General features: G+C 53.2%; 15 protein-coding genes. 13 read left to right on the plus strand and 2 right to left on the minus strand.

From position 1 onward, the window contains the following. The first annotated feature begins 54 nt into the window (after positions 1-54). On the plus strand, positions 55-936 hold the full coding sequence (locus V2P20_RS04745) for an MBL fold metallo-hydrolase (RefSeq protein WP_331816626.1): 882 nt from the start codon (positions 55-57) through the stop codon (positions 934-936). Here the strand turns inward: V2P20_RS04745 and yihA are convergent. Then, positions 909-1,541: a ribosome biogenesis GTP-binding protein YihA/YsxC gene (yihA, locus tag V2P20_RS04750; RefSeq protein WP_331816628.1), complete on the minus strand. Its 633-nt coding sequence runs from the start codon at positions 1,539-1,541 to the stop codon at positions 909-911. The genes V2P20_RS04745 and yihA overlap by 28 nt on opposite strands. Before the next feature lie 109 nt (positions 1,542-1,650). On the opposite strand from yihA, the gene V2P20_RS04755 reads away from it, so the two are divergent. From V2P20_RS04755 to V2P20_RS04770, 4 genes are all read left to right on the plus strand, one after another. Continuing rightward, positions 1,651-2,331: a c-type cytochrome gene (locus tag V2P20_RS04755; RefSeq protein WP_331816630.1), complete on the plus strand. Its 681-nt coding sequence runs from the start codon at positions 1,651-1,653 to the stop codon at positions 2,329-2,331. 206 nt (positions 2,332-2,537) lie between these two features. Further along, entirely contained in the window at positions 2,538-4,517 is a 1,980-nt protein-coding gene (locus V2P20_RS04760) for a cytochrome c biogenesis protein ResB (RefSeq protein WP_331816632.1), read from the plus strand. A 40-nt stretch (positions 4,518-4,557) separates the two neighbouring features. After that, positions 4,558-5,727: a c-type cytochrome biogenesis protein CcsB gene (gene ccsB, locus V2P20_RS04765; RefSeq protein WP_331816634.1), complete on the plus strand. Its 1,170-nt coding sequence runs from the start codon at positions 4,558-4,560 to the stop codon at positions 5,725-5,727. A gap of 3 nt (positions 5,728-5,730) precedes the next feature. Then, positions 5,731-6,360, plus strand: a complete 630-nt coding sequence (locus tag V2P20_RS04770; protein WP_331816636.1) for a thiol:disulfide interchange protein DsbA/DsbL — start codon at positions 5,731-5,733, stop codon at positions 6,358-6,360. A 136-nt stretch (positions 6,361-6,496) separates the two neighbouring features. Here the strand turns inward: V2P20_RS04770 and V2P20_RS04775 are convergent, their stop codons facing one another. Next, complete coding sequence (locus tag V2P20_RS04775) at positions 6,497-7,036, minus strand: DUF2058 domain-containing protein (protein ID WP_331816638.1); 540 nt, start codon at positions 7,034-7,036, stop codon at positions 6,497-6,499. Positions 7,037-7,811: 775 nt separating this feature from the next. Between V2P20_RS04775 and V2P20_RS04780 the strand changes: the two genes are divergently transcribed. The 8 genes from V2P20_RS04780 to V2P20_RS04815 all read left to right on the plus strand — a co-directional run bounded on the left by V2P20_RS04780 (position 7,812) and on the right by V2P20_RS04815 (position 15,711). Then, the gene (locus V2P20_RS04780; RefSeq protein WP_331816640.1) at positions 7,812-8,288 is read left to right on the plus strand and encodes a formate dehydrogenase subunit gamma; all 477 of its coding nucleotides are present in this window, start codon (positions 7,812-7,814) and stop codon (positions 8,286-8,288) included. Next, complete coding sequence (locus V2P20_RS04785; RefSeq protein WP_331816642.1) at positions 8,285-9,838, plus strand: NADH-ubiquinone oxidoreductase-F iron-sulfur binding region domain-containing protein; 1,554 nt, start codon at positions 8,285-8,287, stop codon at positions 9,836-9,838. The genes V2P20_RS04780 and V2P20_RS04785 overlap by 4 nt, the downstream gene beginning before the upstream one ends. A 19-nt stretch (positions 9,839-9,857) precedes the next feature. Next, on the plus strand, positions 9,858-12,695 hold the full coding sequence (fdhF, locus tag V2P20_RS04790) for a formate dehydrogenase subunit alpha (protein ID WP_331816644.1): 2,838 nt from the start codon (positions 9,858-9,860) through the stop codon (positions 12,693-12,695). Between the two features lie 14 nt (positions 12,696-12,709). Continuing rightward, complete coding sequence (gene fdhD, locus V2P20_RS04795; protein ID WP_331816646.1) at positions 12,710-13,558, plus strand: formate dehydrogenase accessory sulfurtransferase FdhD; 849 nt, start codon at positions 12,710-12,712, stop codon at positions 13,556-13,558. A gap of 32 nt (positions 13,559-13,590) precedes the next feature. Further along, positions 13,591-13,788 (plus strand): formate dehydrogenase subunit delta, encoded by a 198-nt coding sequence (locus V2P20_RS04800; RefSeq protein WP_331816648.1) that lies wholly within the window; start codon positions 13,591-13,593, stop codon positions 13,786-13,788. Between the two features lie 420 nt (positions 13,789-14,208). After that, the gene (locus V2P20_RS04805; protein WP_331816650.1) at positions 14,209-14,904 is read left to right on the plus strand and encodes a hypothetical protein; all 696 of its coding nucleotides are present in this window, start codon (positions 14,209-14,211) and stop codon (positions 14,902-14,904) included. A 349-nt stretch (positions 14,905-15,253) separates the two neighbouring features. Next, on the plus strand, positions 15,254-15,463 hold the full coding sequence (locus tag V2P20_RS04810) for a type II toxin-antitoxin system HicB family antitoxin (RefSeq protein ID WP_331816652.1): 210 nt from the start codon (positions 15,254-15,256) through the stop codon (positions 15,461-15,463). Between the two features lie 2 nt (positions 15,464-15,465). Continuing rightward, the gene (locus tag V2P20_RS04815; protein ID WP_331816654.1) at positions 15,466-15,711 is read left to right on the plus strand and encodes a type II toxin-antitoxin system HicA family toxin; all 246 of its coding nucleotides are present in this window, start codon (positions 15,466-15,468) and stop codon (positions 15,709-15,711) included. Positions 15,712-15,869 lie beyond the last annotated feature (158 nt).

The raw sequence follows: 15,869 nt of genomic DNA on the forward strand, positions 1-15,869 counted from the left end.
ATGGAGCTGGTAAAAACAGAAACCCGCTCGCTTAATTGAGCTCTAAGGACAGTAATGAAATTCAAATTCTGGGGTGTTAGAGGGTCCATTCCGACACCGGGACCTGACACCGTTAAATATGGCGGCAATACGACCTGCATAGAGATCAGAACCGACGGCAATGAGTTGATCATCCTCGACGCCGGCACCGGCATTCATGCACTGGCCCAAGCGCTGGTCAAGGAAATGCCCATCACTGCGCACATCTTTATTACCCATACCCATTGGGATCACATACAGGGCTTGCCGTTCTTCACGCCTCTTTTCATCAAGGATAACCAGGTCAAGATCTACGGCGGCCTTGATCTGGTCACTCATGAAAGCATACATCGCGCCCTTTCCGTGCAGCTGCAGTACAGTTTCTTTCCAATCCGTGAAGCCCAGCTTAATGCGCACATTGAGTACATCACAATCAAGCCCGGCGAAGTGACCCGCGTCGGCAACGCCAAAATTACGCCTATTGTACTTAACCATCCCGTGCTGAATTTCGGCTATCGGATTGATTGCGACGGACAATCGCTGTTTTTTACCGGCGATTATGAGCCCCTGGTCAATATTTATAACCCGGACGATGAAGAATATGCCGTGCTCCAATCGGCCATCGACGCCAAACACAAGGAGGTCACGCACGCCATGAAGAAAGTGGATGCGCTGATCGTTGACTCATCCTACACCCGTGAAGAATATGCGTCCAAACGAGGCTGGGGGCACGGCACCTATGATTCTGCAATAAAACTTGCCGCCGATGCCCATGCAAAAAAGCTGTTCCTTACGCATCATGAACCGGAACGCAGCGATGCTGAACTTGATGCTATTTATAAAGATCTGCTGAAAAAATACCCGGATCTCGGCTTCGAGCTGTTGCTGGCTCAGGAAGGCGCTGAAATCTCGCTCTGATCAGGCTCGGCGGGGCTAAACAGATTGTCCAGCGCCTCATGCACCTCATCGATGCCGGTTTTCTTCAAGGAAGAGAATAGCTGCACTGTCAATGGGCAGCTCACGTCCTTGAGTTCCTTCCTGACCTGCAGCAGTGTATTTTTGGCGGCCCCGTAAGCGAGTTTGTCGGCTTTGGTCAACAAAATATGCAGCGGCAGATGAGTATGCTGACACCATTCGACCATTTGCCAATCGAATTCGGTCAGGGGATGACGCACGTCCATGACCAGGATGATGCCGCACAATGACTTGCGATGCGTCAAATAGTGCTCCATCATCTCATGCCACTTTTTCTTCACGTCCACCGGCACTTTGGCATAACCGTAACCGGGCAAGTCGACAAAGCGCAGATCGGCGTTGATTTCAAAAAAGTTGAGCATCTGCGTCCTGCCCGGCGTTTTACTGATCCGGGCCAGCGCGTTTTGCTGCGTCAACGTATTGATCGCACTGGATTTTCCTGCATTGGAGCGTCCTGCGAAGGCCACTTCCAAGCCCTGATCGGCAGGCGCACTGCGGATATGCGGCGAACTGTTGATAAATTTTGCCTGATGATAAATTGGATTCATCGCTGCCTCGCTTAAGCTTGTTAATTAGAGTAGAATTCGGCTGTTAAGTAGCCGTTCAATAACTATAAAGGCTACCATAAATGATGACTTTATTTCGAAGGGGAACCTGATGAAGAAAAAATTGCTGGCATTTTCAATTGCTCTGGCGTTTACCGGCGGCGCTGCACCTATCGTACATGCCGAAGGCTCTATTAAAGCAGGCCAAGAAAAAGCGGCCGCCTGCGCCAGTTGTCATGGCGAGGACGGCAACAGCATGGTATCAACATTCCCCAAACTTGCCCAGCAGCATGAATCCTATCTGGAAAGACAGCTCAAGGATTTCAAAGACGGTACGCGCAAGGATCCTGTGATGTCACCGATGGCGATGCCCTTGAGCGATGAAGATATTGCCGACATTGCCGCCTACTATGCCTCCCGCAAAATTTCAGCAAACCAATTGCCGGTTCCGGACGAAGACGATGAAGATGAGAAACCCGCCGCGGAAACCGAAAAGCAAGAAGACCCCGTTCAAGCCCTGATCGCCCAAGGCAGCGATCTTTACCGCAACGGCGACCTGAAGCGGAAAGTCTCCGCCTGTATCGCCTGCCACGGCCCTTTCGGCGAAGGCAACAAGCCGGCGGCATTTCCTGCGTTGAAGTCCCAGCATGCCGATTATCTGATCAAGGCGCTCAAAGACGCTAAATCCGGCGCCCGCAGCAACAATCCGGACAACATGATGCACATGATCGCCAAAAAAATGACCGATGAGGAAATCAAAGCCGTCGCTTATCGTATTTCCATGATGAAATAACAGCATCACTGCCATTAAGGTTTTGGCTAAAAACAGCTTCCCGGTTTGCGGATGAAACCGGTGCCGATGTAGGCTGGGTTGAAGCTTTAGCGGAAACCCAGCACAGACGGCTTCGAAATGCCGGGTTTACCAACCCGGCCTACCGAACTTCCAGTATTTACCAAACATCCCTTTAAATTGGGATGTGATAGTCAACCTATAAATCCATGTCTTCCGTTAGCGCGTCGCAGTCCCTGTCCCGTACTCTTTTCCGTTTTTTAGGTTCCATGAACCTGGCCATCACGCTGTTGGTCGCCGTCGCCATTGCTGCCATCATCGGTACGGTCCTGAAGCAAAATCAGCCTTATGTCGATTACGTGCTGAAATTCGGCCCCTTCTGGTTTGAAATTTTCAAGGCGCTGGATCTGTATGATGTTTACTCCTCCAGCTGGTTTTTGACGATTCTGACCTTCCTGGTCATTTCGACCAGCGTCTGCGTGTACCGCAACACGCCGCACATGCTCAAAGACATGCGCAATTTTCATGAACATGCGCACCAGGCCGCGCTGCAGCGATTGCCCCATCATGCCCAATGGCAAAGCGGCCAGCCGCTCCAGTACAGTATCGATTATGTTGGCGCCCTGCTCAGGCACAAGCATTACAAAACCAAACAGCTCAATACCAAGGACGGGCTGCTGATCGCAGCCAAAAAAGGCGCCGGCAGCCGTCTGGGCTATATCTTCACGCATGTCGCCATCATCGTCATCTGCATCGGCGGGCTCCTGGACGGCAACGTGCCGTTGAAAATCGCGCAGCTGCGCGGCGATATAGCCGTTGAGACGCGCCGGATTCCGGCCAGCGAAGTGCCCGAACAAAGCACGCTGCCGGCCGACAACCTGTCCTTCCGCGCCAACATCGACATTGCCGAAGGCAAGGCCGCCAATATCGCCTTCATCGATTTCAAAGACGGCTATCTGGTACAAAAACTGCCGTTTACGATCCATGTCGACGATTTTCGCATCGAGCATTACGAAAGCGGCCAGCCCAAGTCATTCGAGAGCGACCTGGCGATCATCGACAAGGACTTAGGCGAGCCGGTCAGGCGGACCATTTCGGTCAATCATCCTTTCAGCTATAAGGGCTACACGATCTACCAGAACAGTTTCGGCGACGGCGGTTCCCAACTGAAACTGGCCCTGAACCCGCTGACTGGCGCGGACAGCAAAGCTCAGGACATCGAGGCGACTGTCAAGGGAAGTTATCCAATCAGGACGGCTGCCGGTGAGCAGTCTCTGGAAATCGTCGACTTCCGTCCATTCAATGTCAATCCGGACCCGACCGGCGCCAGGAAATTCCGCAATATCGGGCCCAGCTTCCAGTTCAAGCTGCGCAAAGCCGACGGCACGGCGCATGAATACCTGAACTATATGCAGCCCATCGAACAGGACGGCGCTCACTTTTACCTCAGCGGCATGCGCCGCTCGCCGGCCGAGCCGTTTCAATACTGGTTCATTCCGGCCGATGCGGAAAAGCGCCCGGACCGCTTTTTGAATTTTCTGGCGGCTTTGAACAATCCGGACCGGCTCAACAAAGTCGCCCTGGCTTCGGCGCAAGCCACCGAGAACAGCAAAAGTCTGCCGGCCGCCGAACAGCAGAAAGTCGCCGAGTTCATGATCGCCATCAGCCGGCAGTTCATCGAGGGCGGCAACGAGCGCATCTCGGCGCAGATTGAAAAATCGGTGCCGGAAGCCCAGCGCCAACAGGTCGCCGAGCTGTATGCCACGGTATTGCATCAATTCCTGAGAAACATCTATTTGTCGGTGCTGGAACAGGAAGGCATGGACATTACCCAGCCGGTCAGCGATTTCGACATGCATTTCTTTGAGAATGCCGTCAATGCCCTCGGCGTCGCCTATCAGTATGACTCGCCGGTATTGATAACCCTGAACAGCTTCAAGCACATCGAAGCGACCGGCCTGCAAATTACGCGTTCGCCGGGCCAGTGGCTGGTGTTTCCGGGCTGCCTGCTGCTCGCCGTCGGCGTGTTCTTCATGTTCTATCTGCCGCAACGCCGGCTCTGGGTGATCATCAGGCCCTACGGCGAAAAATCGTCATTGACCCTGGCCGGCAGCGCCCTGCGCAACCGTTATGACTTCGACAGGGAATTTGAACTTATCAGGCAAGACCTGACCCAAAAGCTAATCTGATCCAGCCGGATCTCATCTGTAACCAACACCTGCAACCGCTATGGAAAATCTTTTAGATCAAGAATTCAGGGCAGACGGCTTTTTAAAGCAGCGCTCGCTCTTTGACTGGACCTGGGCACTGCTGATCATGGCCGGCGCCGTATTCGCCTTCAGCCAGTACCGGCATTTGATGGACGGCTTTGAAATCGCCATTCTGTTCGGCACTGGACTGCTGACGGTCTGGCTGGGCTGGTTCTGGCCTCCGCTGAGAACTTTCACCCTGGCGATCGCCGGCCTCAGCCTGTTCGCCATTTCACGCTACGGCGCGGACCTGTCGGCTGCCGATGCCAATTTTTTTCTCAAATACCTGCTGTCCAGCCAATCGGCCATCATGTGGATGAACGCGCTGTACGTGATGGCGACCGTGACTTACTTCGGCCACTTGTTTTCCGGCAACGAATTCACCGGCAAAGTAGCCGCCAGCCTGACCTGGTCGGCCACGACGATGGGCATGACCGGCCTGATGGTGCGCTGGCGGGAATCGTATTTAATGGGCGTCGATATCGGCCATATCCCGGTCAGCAACCTGTATGAAGTATTCATTCTGTTCTCGCTCATCACGGCGCTGCTTTATCTGTATTACGAACAGCGCTACCGGACGCGCTCGCTGGGCGGCTTCGTGCTGCTCATCATCAGCGCGGCGGTAGGCTTTCTGCTGTGGTACACGTTCGACAAGCAGGCCCATGAAATCCAGCCGCTGGTGCCCGCGCTGAACAGTTACTGGATGAAAATCCACGTGCCCGCCAACTTTATCGGCTACGGTTCGTTTTCGTTGGCCGCCATGATCGGCGTCGTATTCATCCTGAAATCCGGGGCCGAAGCCAAAAATCCTGACGGCCTGATAGCCGCGCGCCTGCCGGCGCTGCCTTTACTGGAAGACGTCATGTACAAAGCCATCGCGCTCGGCTTTGCTTTTTTCACGCTGGCCACTATACTCGGTGCCTTATGGGCGGCGGAAGCATGGGGCGGCTATTGGTCATGGGACCCGAAGGAAACCTGGGCCTTGATCGTCTGGCTTAATTATGCGGCCTGGCTGCACATGCGCCTGACCAAAGGCTGGAATGGCAAACCGATGGCCTGGTGGGCTATCATTGGCTTTTTCGTCACGCTTTTCGCGTTCCTTGGCGTCAATATGTTTTTGTCCGGACTACATTCTTATGGAGAACTATAAATCATGCTAAAAAAAATCATTCCAACCGGCCTGTTGATCCTGCTGTTTTCATGCTCCACGCTGCTAAAAGCCGCCGAATCGGTCGGCTACGAAACCCTGTCGCCGGCACAGCCGACCAACAATCCGGCCAAAGTCGAAGTCATCGAATTCTTCTGGTACGGCTGCCCGCATTGCTATGACTTTGAACCGCTGCTGGCAAAATGGGTAAAAAGCCAACCCGCCAACGTCGAATTCATCCGCCAGCCGGCCGTTTTCAGCAGCCTGTGGGGCAAACACGCCAAGGCCTATTTCACGGCCGAGGCGCTGGGCGTAGTCGACAAAGTGCATAACGACTTTTTTGAAGCCATCCAGGTCAAAAAACAGAAACTTGAAGACGAAGACCAGTTAGCCAAGTTCTTTGCCGAGCACGGCGTCAGCGAAGAGCAATTCCGCACGGCCTACAATTCCTTCCTAGTTGATACGAAAATGCGCCAGGCCGGCGCGATCGCGTCCCGTTACGGCATTACCGGCGTACCGGCCATTGTCATCAACGGCAAATATAAAACCAATGGCCCGTTAGCCGGTTCTCATAAGAAGATGATCGAGGTCATGGACCAACTGGTCAAACAGGAAAGCGCCAGCTTAAGCAAGTGATTGGTTAATCATAAAGTAGGGTACGCATTGCGTATCTTTTCAGAGCGACAATGAGTCGGCAAACTTTGAAAATGGTATGCGATGCATACCCTACGGCACTGATTTTAAAAGGCACGCGATGCGTGCCCTACGTCTGTCACCAGATCAGATCATCAGGGATTTGGTAAGCCGCATAGGCATCATCGATTTTTTCTTCAGCCTGATCATTCAGCACCAGCACGCAATTCGCATCGCGCGCTTTTATTTTCAGCGCAACATCGGCCGGAACGATCTCGTACTGCCGCTCCCACTTTACGATCGCCAGACGGCCTTTGCTGATCTGCTCGCGCATGGCTTCCGATACATATACGGTTTTAATCTTGTTGTTATCGCTGAATTTGTAAGCGATGCCGTCATCATCAGCCTGATCCTTTCGGTTCTGATCGATCAGTTGCTTGATCTGGGCGGAAATCTCTTTTTGCTCCGCCTGCTCTTTTTTCAGCAAACTGAGCTCGCGATCGCGGGCCGCCTGCTCTTCCCTGGTTTTCTGCGCCAGACGTTTGGCTTCATCTTCGCCGCCGGCGTTGTTTTGCCGTTGTTGTTTGCGTTTTTCCGAGCGAATCTGTTTGGCCTTGGCATCGGTCGTCAGGCCCGATTTTAACAACTGCTCCTGTAACGATAATTTTCTTTGGCTCATAGTTCGATCCTAATAATTTATAAATTCCAGACGGGCAAAAAGTTGTTCACTATACGCGAATTTATGCCCTATGAATTTGAATCCATCACATATAAAAATAACATTGCCCAGCCCCTTGAATCGTAACCCTCAAACTCATCAGCTTCTCTGCAAGGGCGTTCAGCGCGGATAAGATAAAGCCTGAACGGCGGCTCGAAATAATCGCGCCGGCACATGATCAAGCCGAAACACTGGGTTCAGGCCAGCGAATAATCAGAGGAACTCGGCTATAAGCGCCTGCCGGGCATATTGCTTCTTCAAAAATCGATCTAATGTTTTGTATCAGTCAAAAATAAAATGTCTGGAGAACAGCCATTTCCCCGCTATGTGGCGCGATCGCCACTCCGGACAAACGCTTATGCTCCCATTTATTTATTAAATATTGATGAAATGAGATAACGAGGCTGACTGCTTCCAACTCAACCGATAAAGGTTAAAGCTCGGTTGATTATGCAAAATTATGTTTTATTTGCATAGTTGCTATTCATCCATCTACAGTTGGGGCTGAGGTTAATTGCTAATAATCTTTAGCTTGTTTATAAGAATCTATTACGCTTGTGTAAGGATCTATTGCATAGCAAAAGTATCTATATCTTACAGAATCGTTACGGCAATAAACCTAAAACCACAATGAAATTACATAATTTGTTATTTTTATTTGTTTTTTACTAAAAATCCAAATTATGGTAATCTTGCCATCATTTTCCGAGACGAAAAGCAATACAGCGAGACCAACATGACAGACCTTAACGGTAACCAAGAAGCGGTACGGAACGCTATCGCCTCTTTAAAAGACAAGCCCGGAGCGCTTTTACCGATTTTGCACAGCGTGCAGGACGCGCTAGGTTACATTCCTGCCGACAGCATTCCAGAAATTGCCAAAGCACTGAATCTTTCCCGTGCCGAAGTGCATGGCGTTATCAGTTTTTATCACTATTTCCGCCAGACGCCGCCCGGCAAGCACACCGTGCATGTCTGCCGCGCCGAGTCCTGCCAGGCCATGGGCAGCAAGCAACTGGAGAACCATGTCAAAAGCAAGCTCGGCATCGACTATCATGAAACCACGGCCGACGGAAAGTTCTCCCTAGAGCCTGTGTATTGCCTCGGCCTGTGCGCCCGTTCTCCATCCATGCAAATCGATGACGCCGTTTACGGCCGCGTCACTGACGACCGCTTTGACGAGATCGTCAACGAATTGGAGTCTTCCTTATGAGCATCACTGTCTACGTTCCGAGCGATTCCTGCGCCGTTGCCATGGGCGCCGACCAGGTCGCTGCAGCTATTTCAAAACAGGCCCAAAATCGGGGGCTTGAAATCAATATCGTGCGCAACGGCTCTCGCGGTATGTACTGGCTGGAACCGATGGTTGAAGTCGCAACGGCAGCAGGCCGCGTAGCTTTCGGCCCGGTTCAGAAAAGCGATGTCGAAGGCCTTTTTGAAGCCGATTTCCTGAACGGCGGCGCACATCCGCTGAATCTCGGCCTCACGGAAGAACTGGATTATTTCAAGCGCCAGCAGCGCCTGACATTTGCGCGCGTCGGCATCACCGACCCCATCAGCCTGGATGACTATATCAAGCACGACGGTTACCGCGGCCTGAAGAACGCGCTGGCCATGAACAGCGCCGATATCGTTAAGCATGTCACCGATTCCGGCCTGCGCGGCCGTGGCGGTGCAGCGTTCCCTACCGGCATCAAATGGAACACGGTACTGAATACGCCGGCCGAGCAAAAATACATCATCTGCAACGCCGACGAAGGCGACTCAGGCACCTTCTCTGACCGCATGATCATGGAAGGCGACCCGTTCGTGCTGGTCGAAGGCATGACGATTGCCGGTCTCGGTGTCGGCGCAACGCAGGGCTACATCTATTTGCGCGTCGAATATCCGCATGCAGAACAAACCCTGAACGCAGCCATCGCGGCCGCCTATGAAGCCGGTTATCTCGGCGACAACATTCTGGGCAGCGGTCACAGCTTCCATCTGGAAGTCCGCATCGGCGCCGGCGCTTATGTCTGCGGCGAAGAAACGTCATTGATGGAAAGTCTGGAAGGCAAACGCGGCCTGGTCCGCTTCAAGCCGCCACTGCCGGCCATCAGCGGCCTATTCGGCAAGCCGACTGTCGTGAACAACGTCATTTCACTGGCTTCCGTGCCCATCATCCTGGACAAGGGCGGCGACTATTACCGCGATTTCGGCATGGGCCGCTCGCGCGGCACGCTGCCGATCCAGCTGTCAGGCAATATCAAACACCCGGGCCTCGTTGAAAGCGCATTCGGCCTGACTTTACGCGAACTGCTGTACGATTTCGGCGGCGGCTCGGCATCAGGCCGTCCGATTCGGGCCGTGCAGGTCGGAGGTCCTTTAGGTTCCTACATGCCTGAATCACAATTCGACACGCCGCTCGATTACGAAGCATTCTCGGCCATCTGGGCGGTACTGGGCCATGGCGGCATCGTCGTGTTTGACGATACCGTCAACATGGCCGAAATGGCTCGTTACAGCATGGAATTCTGCGCGGCCGAATCCTGCGGCAAATGTACGCCGTGCCGCATCGGCTCCACGCGCGGCACAGAAGTCATGGATGAGATCATCAACGGTGACAACCTGAGCAAAAATATTCCGCTGCTGCGCGATCTTTGCGATACGCTGCTGAACGGTTCTCTCTGCGCTTTGGGAGGAATGACACCTTATCCGGTACTGAGCGCGCTGAATCATTTCCCCGAAGATTTCGGCGATCATGATCAGGCGAACGCGGCCTAACCCTTTTAAGGAAAAGATTATGTCTAAATTCGAAAAAGATTTTGGCACTCCAGCCAGCCAGTCAGACCAGATGGTTACACTGGAAATCGACGGTTTCAAGGCCACAGTGCCGGCCGGCACCTCTGTCATGCGTGCGGCTGCCTCTATCGGCATTGAAATTCCTAAACTGTGTGCCACCGACAGCCTAGAGCCGTTCGGTTCCTGCCGTTTGTGCCTGGTCCAGGTGGAAGGCGGCCGCGGCTATCCGGCCTCGTGTACGACGCCCTGCGGCGAAGGCATGAAGGTCACCACACAGAACGACAAGCTGGCCGACCTGCGCCGCGGCGTCATGGAGCTGTATATCTCCGATCACCCGCTGGACTGCCTGACCTGCTCAGCGAACGGCGATTGCGAACTGCAGGATATGGCCGGTGCGGTTGGCCTGCGCGAAGTGCGCTACAACCCAGTCAAAACTCACCTGAAGGCCGAGAAAGACAACAGCAACCCTTATTTCAGCTTTGACCCCAGCAAATGTATCGTTTGCTCACGCTGCGTCAGAGCTTGTGAAGAAACCCAAGGCACCTTCGCTCTGACGCTGGACGGACGCGGCTTCGACAGCAAAGTCTCGCCGAGCCAGAACCAGCCTTTCATGGATTCCGAGTGCGTCTCCTGCGGCGCCTGCGTACAAGCCTGCCCGACCGCCACATTGATGGAAAAATCCGTCATCGCACAAGGCCAGCCTGAACACGCCATCATCACAACCTGCGCTTACTGCGGCGTCGGCTGCTCGTTCAGAGCCGAGATGAAGGGCGATAAGGTCATCCGCATGGTTCCCGATAAAGACGGCAAGGCCAACCACGGCCATTCCTGCGTCAAGGGCCGCTTCGCGTTCGGTTATGCGACGCACAAAGACCGCATCACCAAGCCGATGATCCGCAAAAGCATCAAGGACCCATGGCAGGAAGTCAGCTGGGAAGAAGCGATCAGCTATGCTGCATCCGAGCTGAAACGCATCCAGGCCAATTATGGCAAAGATTCGGTCGGCGGCATTACTTCATCCCGCTGCACGAACGAAGAAACTTATCTCGTGCAGAAACTGATCCGTGCCGGTTTCGGCAACAACAACGTCGACACCTGCGCACGTGTGTGCCACTCCCCGACCGGTTACGGCCTGAAGCAAACCTTCGGTGAGTCATCCGGTACGCAGAACTTTGATTCAGTCATGCAAGCTGATGTCATCATGGTGATCGGCGTTAATCCGACCGACGGCCACCCAGTGTTCGGCTCGCAGATGAAAAAACGCCTGCGCCAGGGCGCCAAGCTGATCGTAGCTGATCCGCGTGAGATCGACCTGGTCAAGAGCCCGCATGTCAAAGCCAGCCATCACCTGAAACTGCGCCCCAGCACCAACGTGGCGTTGATCAACGCTTTGGGCCATGTCGTTGTTACCGAAGGCCTGGTTGATGAAGCATTCGTTCAAGAGCGCTGCGATATGGTTTCCTTCAACAAATGGAAAAATTTCGTCGCCGAAGAGCGCAACTCGCCTGAAGCATCCGAAGCCATAACCGGCGTACCAGCCGCTGAAGTCCGCGCTGCAGCCAGACTGTATGCAAAGGCCCCTAACGGCGCGATCTATTACGGTCTGGGCGTAACCGAACACAGCCAGGGCTCGACCATGGTTATCGGCATCGCCAACCTGGCCATGGCGACAGGCAACCTGGGACGCGTCGGCGTCGGCGTCAACCCGTTGCGCGGCCAGAACAACGTGCAGGGCTCATGCGATATGGGTTCATTCCCGCATGAATTCCCTGGTTACCGCCATGTATCCGACACGGCAACGCGGCAGTTATTTGAACAAAACTGGGGCGTTACGCTGGAATCCGAACCGGGCCTGCGTATTCCGAACATGTTCGATGCGGCACTGGACGGCAGCTTCAGAGGCTTGTATGTCGAAGGTGAAGACATCGCGCAATCAGATCCGGACATTAAACACGTGCACGCGGCCCTACGCGCAATGGAATGCGTAATCGTACAGGATTTGTTCCTGAACGAAACGGCCAAGTTTGCGCACGTGTTCCTGCCCGGCTCGTCCTTCCTGGAAAAGAACGGCACATTCACGAACGCCGAACGCCGTATCTCGCCCGTGCGTCAGGTCATGGCGCCATTGGCTGGTTACCAAGACTGGGAAGTCACCCAACTGCTGGCTAACGCCATGGGTTACCCGATGAACTACAGCCATCCGTCCGAAATCATGGATGAAATCGCAAGGCTGACACCCAGCTTCACCGGCGTCAGTTACGAGAAAATCGACCAGATGGGCAGCGTACAATGGCCGTGCAACGACGAAGCGCCGGAAGGCACGCCGACCATGCACGAACATGAATTCCTGCGCGGCAAGGGCCGGTTCATGGTAACTGAATATGTGCAGACTCAGGAACGTACAACCCAGATGTTCCCGCTGATCCTGACCACTGGGCGCATCCTGTCGCAATACAATGTGGGCGCGCAAACCCGCCGTACCGACAACGTCGCCTGGCATGCCGAAGACCGCCTGGAAATCCATCCGCATGACGCAGAAGACCGCGGCATCAACGATGGCGACTGGGTCGGCATCAAGAGCCGCGCCGGTGAGACTGTATTGCGCGCCCTGATTACGGACCGTGTTCAACCGGGCGTCGTCTACACGACCTTCCATTTCCCGGAATCAGGCGCCAACGTTATCACAACCGACAACTCGGACTGGGCAACCAACTGTCCTGAGTACAAGGTTACGGCAGTGCAGGTCGCCAAAGTCAGCCAGACTTCGGAATGGCAGCGCAGCTACCAGGACTTTACCGAAGAACAGTTGCAATTGCTGGATAAAGCAGCCCAGCATTAGCAACGGGAAGGACCATGCAAACGTTGCCTTCAAATCTGGAACTCGGATGGCCCAGTTATCAACAGAGTACCGTTGAGCGCTGGAAAGGCAATAGTTGCTCCCGGCAGTTGGATTACATTGCCGAGGAAGCGCCGGTGTCGCTGATCTATAACAACATGCCTCATGTCGTGATGTTGGCGACACCGAAAGATCTGGAAGACTTTGCCCTCGGCTTCAGCATCACCGAGGGTATCGTGCAGCGGGCGGATGAAGTGCTTTCGACGCGCGTGTACCAGCGTTCCAACGGCATTGAAGTGCGCGTCAAGATCACCGAGCAGCGCTTTGGCTGCCTGGCCGATAAAGGGCGCAACCTGACCGGACGCACCGGCTGCGGTTTATGCGGCTCCAACAATCTGGATCAGGCGATACGCCCGACCAACCCCGTGAACGGCAGACTGGCCGTACCGGCAACGGAGCTTTGCAGCGCTCTGGACCAGCTCCGCGAAAGGCAGACGCTGAACCAGCTGACCGGCGCAGTCCATGCCGCCGCCTGGGTTGTGCCGGAACAGGGCATACAATACGTGCGCGAAGATGTCGGCCGCCATAACGCGCTGGACAAACTGATCGGACTCCTGCTGCGTTCCGGCCGGAATCCGGCCGACGGTTTTCTGATCATGACCAGCCGCGCCAGCTATGAACTGGTCCAGAAAGCGGCAACGGTCGGCATCACGCTGCTTGCAGCCATTTCCGCTCCGACCGGCCTCGCGATCCGCCTGGCCGAAGATACCGGCCTGACGCTGGTAGGCTTCGCGCGCAACGACCAGCATGTCGTCTACACCCATTCCGAACGTTTAACTCACACGACTTACCCTACCTTATTGTAATAACCATGCATCACACAGCAAGACTGATAAAAATGGCCAACGACATTGGCAACTTCTTCAATTCAGATCCCGACAAGGAAGCGGCCGTAGAAGGCGTTTTCGACCACCTGCGGAAATCCTGGGAACCAAGAATGCGCAAGGAAATCATCCAGTACTACCGAGAAGATGGCAGTGAACTGAGCGAATTGGTAAAACAAGCAGTTGCGCGCCTTGCGTCGGAACAGGGCTGATGCGGCGTTCAGCAGATTGCTTAAGTAATGGGCATGGAATAAATCAGAAAATTGTGGGTGCGAATTGATTCGCACTGCGTGGATACCAACAGTAGGCGCTTCGCCTAGAGCGCCTACTGTTGGTAGGCGAATCCGCATCCGCATCCATACCGGAAAATCCTCCGCCTACTTGAAGAAGTTGTTTTATGCCCATTCCTTAACGCGCACGATATTATCCAGTCAGGGTAAACTACTTCACGTATATGCTCGCAGACTCGATCAAGGAATTTTGGCGGCGTGTTTCCAGTTCGGATAAAACGGTTGCTATCAATATAGTGACGACTACGGAATCATGCCTAACGGATTGAGAGAGTGGCGTTATACAGCTGCGATTTCAATTTTATATGCACCTGAGAAGGTGTCTACTTATAGTTGGGCGTCATGAATACTCCCTGCCTCGGTGACCTTGACGGAAATCTCCTGGATGGACTCCAGTTCTGCGCGATCACCTACGCCTTGTTTGAATCCATCCGTAGGACTCCGGAAGGTATCGAGCGTTTACGCCTTCGCTCCGGCAATACCGAGAAGAGGCTACTTGAGGAGTTGCTGCCCATTTGTAGGTACATCCAAACGTACTATCGTCCCGGACGGTATATCTCTGTGCGCTGGGTAAACGGCAGCCAATCGTTCGACGCAGAACTTCATCAAAGAGGTGATTACATTACGCAAGGATATTACGAGCCGCTTGCATACTTGGAAGCCACTTGCGCGATGCATGAAAACGAGCACTGGATATGGAAGCTACTCGGGCAAAGGCGTCCGGCTTTTGCTCCCGAAGGCATTCGGAAGGAAAGAGGTAAGCCGGCTGAGTCCGAACCCATCGTGTTCTCGAATCTTGAGCATGTTTCAGGGTTTGCACCGATCGTCGCATCAGCCATCCAGAAGAAGGCCCAAATCGGCTACCCGGAAGGTACGTCACTAGTCGTGGAGTGCTACCTGAATAGCCTGTACATGCCCGATGAATGGAGAACTTTAATTCGAGAGGTGGAAAGACTGCTTCCCGTAGTTCCATTTCGGGAGGTCTTGGTTGTCGATGGCGCTACTGAACGCGCTACTCCTTTGGCACTGACGCGATGACGCCCAACCCTGCAGTCGAGCGGCCTGCGCGAAAAGCCGCGCAGGCCGCTCACTTCCACGTTAGCTTTTAATGGAGAAAATCGTGTCCAATCGTACAGGGAAAGCCTTGTAGGGTACGCACTGCGTACCTTTTTGAGGCTAAGGATTCGGAACACATTGAAAAGGTACTCGATGCGTACCCTACTTTGCTATTGCGCCGCGATATTTGGAACATTTAATGTCAGATGATTTGAAAACCAGTGATAATGATATAAATTCGGCTGATTACATGACGAAATTCTGTTCATAAAATCCAAGTGAGGGAAATTCGGCTTGGATTCCAATTGACATTCAAAGAGGTTAGATCAATATGAAAATTTACACAGCAATTATTGAAAAATGTCACGATACCGGATTATATGTGGGTTTCATTCCTGGATTTACAGGTGCACATAGCCAAGCGGAATCATTGGATGAGCTTAATCAGAATCTTCGGGAAGTCATAGAAATGCTACTTGAGGATGGTGAGCCAATACTCGAAGTCGAGTTTGTTGGAACCCAAAATGTAGTCGTCGCTTAAGCATGGGAAACGTACCGGTTCTTAAACCTCGCGAAGTTGTCACTTTGCTCGAAATATTAGGATTTACTGAAATCCGACAACGCGGCTCACATAAACAATTCCGCCATCCAGACGGTAGATGCACAACCGTACCATTTCATGCAGGACGAGATATTTCACCAATTTTACTGCGGCAAATCGCTAAAGATATTGGCTTGACAGTTGAAGAGTTACTTAAAATTTCAAGCCTAACCCAACGCTCCAGCTGACTCCGCTAACGCTACGCGGCTGAGCTTTGCGTTAGCCTTGTAGGGTACGAGACTGTGAAAGTATTCGTTTTTTAAAATTTTAACCACAATATATTGTGCATTTTATATTTGCATATAACAGCATATAGACGTCAAAGAGAAAAATTTTGAATACTTTC

It is taken from the genome of Methylobacter sp. Wu1, assembly GCF_036553575.1.
Classification (GTDB): Bacteria; Pseudomonadota; Gammaproteobacteria; order Methylococcales; family Methylomonadaceae; genus Methylobacter.

Coding starts and splice junctions, on each gene's coding strand:
- V2P20_RS04755 (WP_331816630.1), top strand. CDS start 1,651: ATGAAGAAAAAATTGCTGGCATTTTCAATTGCTCTGGCGTTTACCGGC.
- V2P20_RS04745 (WP_331816626.1), top strand. CDS start 55: ATGAAATTCAAATTCTGGGGTGTTAGAGGGTCCATTCCGACACCGGGA.
- V2P20_RS04760 (WP_331816632.1), top strand. CDS start 2,538: ATGTCTTCCGTTAGCGCGTCGCAGTCCCTGTCCCGTACTCTTTTCCGT.
- V2P20_RS04785 (WP_331816642.1), top strand. CDS start 8,285: ATGAGCATCACTGTCTACGTTCCGAGCGATTCCTGCGCCGTTGCCATG.
- ccsB (WP_331816634.1), top strand. CDS start 4,558: ATGGAAAATCTTTTAGATCAAGAATTCAGGGCAGACGGCTTTTTAAAG.
- V2P20_RS04770 (WP_331816636.1), top strand. CDS start 5,731: ATGCTAAAAAAAATCATTCCAACCGGCCTGTTGATCCTGCTGTTTTCA.
- fdhF (WP_331816644.1), top strand. CDS start 9,858: ATGTCTAAATTCGAAAAAGATTTTGGCACTCCAGCCAGCCAGTCAGAC.
- V2P20_RS04810 (WP_331816652.1), top strand. CDS start 15,254: ATGAAAATTTACACAGCAATTATTGAAAAATGTCACGATACCGGATTA.
- fdhD (WP_331816646.1), top strand. CDS start 12,710: ATGCAAACGTTGCCTTCAAATCTGGAACTCGGATGGCCCAGTTATCAA.
- V2P20_RS04780 (WP_331816640.1), top strand. CDS start 7,812: ATGACAGACCTTAACGGTAACCAAGAAGCGGTACGGAACGCTATCGCC.
- yihA (WP_331816628.1), bottom strand. CDS start 1,541: ATGAATCCAATTTATCATCAGGCAAAATTTATCAACAGTTCGCCGCAT.
- V2P20_RS04775 (WP_331816638.1), bottom strand. CDS start 7,036: ATGAGCCAAAGAAAATTATCGTTACAGGAGCAGTTGTTAAAATCGGGC.
- V2P20_RS04800 (WP_331816648.1), top strand. CDS start 13,591: ATGGCCAACGACATTGGCAACTTCTTCAATTCAGATCCCGACAAGGAA.
- V2P20_RS04805 (WP_331816650.1), top strand. CDS start 14,209: ATGAATACTCCCTGCCTCGGTGACCTTGACGGAAATCTCCTGGATGGA.
- V2P20_RS04815 (WP_331816654.1), top strand. CDS start 15,466: ATGGGAAACGTACCGGTTCTTAAACCTCGCGAAGTTGTCACTTTGCTC.